The organism is Pseudoalteromonas sp. S1727, from assembly GCF_005886375.1.
Classification (GTDB): Bacteria; Pseudomonadota; Gammaproteobacteria; order Enterobacterales; family Alteromonadaceae; genus Pseudoalteromonas; species Pseudoalteromonas haloplanktis.
On the sequence record NZ_PNDT01000066.1, the window covers coordinates 1 to 3,024 of the forward strand.

Here is a 3,024-nt window from a genome sequence, read left to right on the forward strand (position 1 = left end):
ACGCACTTGTGCGGCTTTAGTCAGTTACTTGGAGGTATATGATAAAACGAGTTTGGAGTTGTATGGTTAAGCCTCACGGCTTATTAGTACTAGTTAGCTTAACATGTGACCATGCTTCCACATCTTGCCTATCAACGTTGTAGTCTTCAACGGCCCTTCAGAGACTTTAAAAGTCTAGTGAGAACTCATCTCGAGGCCTGCTTCGCGCTTAGATGCTTTCAGCGCTTATCAGTTCCGAACGTAGCTACCGGGCAATGCCATTGGCATGACAACCCGAACACCAGCGGTTCGTTCACTCCGGTCCTCTCGTACTAGGAGCAACCCCTCTCAATTCTCAAACGCCCACGGCAGATAGGGACCGAACTGTCTCACGACGTTCTAAACCCAGCTCGCGTACCACTTTAAATGGCGAACAGCCATACCCTTGGGACCGACTTCAGCCCCAGGATGTGATGAGCCGACATCGAGGTGCCAAACACCGCCGTCGATATGAACTCTTGGGCGGTATCAGCCTGTTATCCCCGGAGTACCTTTTATCCGTTGAGCGATGGCCCTTCCATTCAGAACCACCGGATCACTATGACCTACTTTCGTACCTGCTCGACGTGTCTGTCTCGCAGTTAAGCTGGCTTCTACCATTACACTAACCGTACGATGTCCGACCGTACTTAGCCAACCTTCGTGCTCCTCCGTTACTCTTTGGGAGGAGACCGCCCCAGTCAAACTACCCACCAGGCACTGTCCGTAACCCCGATTCAGGGGCCAACGTTAGAACATCAAAACTACAAGGGTGGTATTTCAAGGACGACTCCAACAAGACTAGCGTCTCATCTTCAAAGTCTCCCACCTATCCTACACATGTAGGTTCAATGTTCAGTGCCAAGCTGTAGTAAAGGTTCACGGGGTCTTTCCGTCTAGCCGCGGGTACACAGCATCTTCACTGCGATTTCAATTTCACTGAGTCTCGGGTGGAGACAGCGTGGCCATGGTTACACCATTCGTGCAGGTCGGAACTTACCCGACAAGGAATTTCGCTACCTTAGGACCGTTATAGTTACGGCCGCCGTTTACCGGGGCTTCGATCAAGAGCTTCGTCCGAAAACTAACCCCATCAATTAACCTTCCGGCACCGGGCAGGTGTCACACCGTATACGTCATCTTGCGATTTTGCACAGTGCTGTGTTTTTAATAAACAGTCCCAGCCACCTGGTCACTGCGGCTCCCGTCCGCTTAGAGAGTAAATCTCATCACAGATAGGAGCGTACCTTCTCCCGAAGTTACGGTACGATTTTGCCTAGTTCCTTCACCCGAGTTCTCTCAAGCGCCTTAGTATTCTCTACCTGACCACCTGTGTCGGTTTGGGGTACGATTCGGTATAATCTGAAGCTTAGAGGCTTTTCCTGGAAGTATGGCATCAGCAACTTCACCACCTTAGTGACTCGTCTCGTGTCTCAGTCTTAGCAACCCGGATTTTCCTAAGTCACCAACCTACTCACTTTCACATGGACTACCAACGCCATGCTTGCTTAGCCTGCTCCGTCCCCCCATCGCAATTATACCAAGTACGGGAATATTAACCCGTTTCCCATCGACTACGCCTTTCGGCCTCGCCTTAGGGGTCGACTTACCCTACCCTGATTAACATGGGATAGGAACCCTTGGTCTTCCGGCGTGCGGGTTTTTCACCCGCATTATCGTTACTCATGTCAGCATTCGCACTTCTGATACCTCCAGCATCCCTCCCGGGACACCTTCAACGGCTTACAGAACGCTCCCCTACCACTCAAAATAAATTTTGAATCCGCAGCTTCGGTGCATAGTTTAGCCCCGTTACATCTTCCGCGCAGACCGACTCGACCAGTGAGCTATTACGCTTTCTTTAAAGGATGGCTGCTTCTAAGCCAACCTCCTGGCTGTCTGGGCCTTTCCACATCGTTTCCCACTTAACTATGACTTTGGGACCTTAGCTGGCGGTCTGGGTTGTTTCCCTCTTCACGACGGACGTTAGCACCCGCCGTGTGTCTCCCGGATAGTACTTTACGGTATTCGGAGTTTGCAAAGGGTTGGTAAGTCGGGATGACCCCCTAGCCTTAACAGTGCTCTACCCCCGTAAGTATTCGTCCGAGGCTCTACCTAAATAGATTTCGGGGAGAACCAGCTATCTCCCGGTTTGATTAGCCTTTCACTCCTAGCCACAGGTCATCCCCTAACTTTTCAACGTTAGTGGGTTCGGTCCTCCAGTTGATGTTACTCAACCTTCAACCTGCCCATGGCTAGATCACCGGGTTTCGGGTCTATACCTTGCAACTATTCGCCCAGTTAAGACTCGGTTTCCCTACGGCTACCCTAATCGGTTAACCTCGCTACAAAATATAAGTCGCTGACCCATTATACAAAAGGTACGCAGTCACAGAACAAGTCTGCTCCTACTGCTTGTACGTACACGGTTTCAGGTTCTATTTCACTCCCCTCACAGGGGTTCTTTTCGCCTTTCCCTCACGGTACTGGTTCACTATCGGTCAGTTGGGAGTATTTAGCCTTAGATGATGGTCCACCTATATTCAGTCAAAGTTTCACGTGCTCCGACCTACTCGATTTCACTTAAAATGCATTTTCATGTACGGGACTATCACCCTGTATCGTGGCACTTTCCAGAGCCTTCCATTAACACATTATAAGCTTAAGGGCTGTTCCGGTTTCGCTCGCCGCTACTTCCGGAATCTCGGTTGATTTCTTTTCCTACGGGTACTTAGATGTTTCAGTTCTCCGCGTTCGCCTCGTTAACCTATGTATTCAGTTAACGATACCTGCAAGCAGGTGGGTTTCCCCATTCGGAAATCTTAGTCTCAAGTGCTTTTTACTAGCTCGACTAAGCTTATCGCAAGTTAATACGTCCTTCATCGCCTCCAACTGCCAAGGCATCCACCGTGTACGCTTAGTCACTTAACCATACAACCCAAACGGGTCTTTGTTTCGTGACAGTTTAACTTCGCCAGAAGTTAATATTGAATACTAAACTCTATC

Annotated in this window: 1 rRNA gene; it reads right to left on the reverse strand. The window is 49.7% G+C overall.

The features are described from left to right. Window positions 1–62 precede the first annotated feature (62 nt). A 23S ribosomal RNA gene (locus tag CWB85_RS14905) occupies window positions 63–2,949 on the reverse strand. Between the last annotated feature and the right edge of the window lie 75 nt (window positions 2,950–3,024).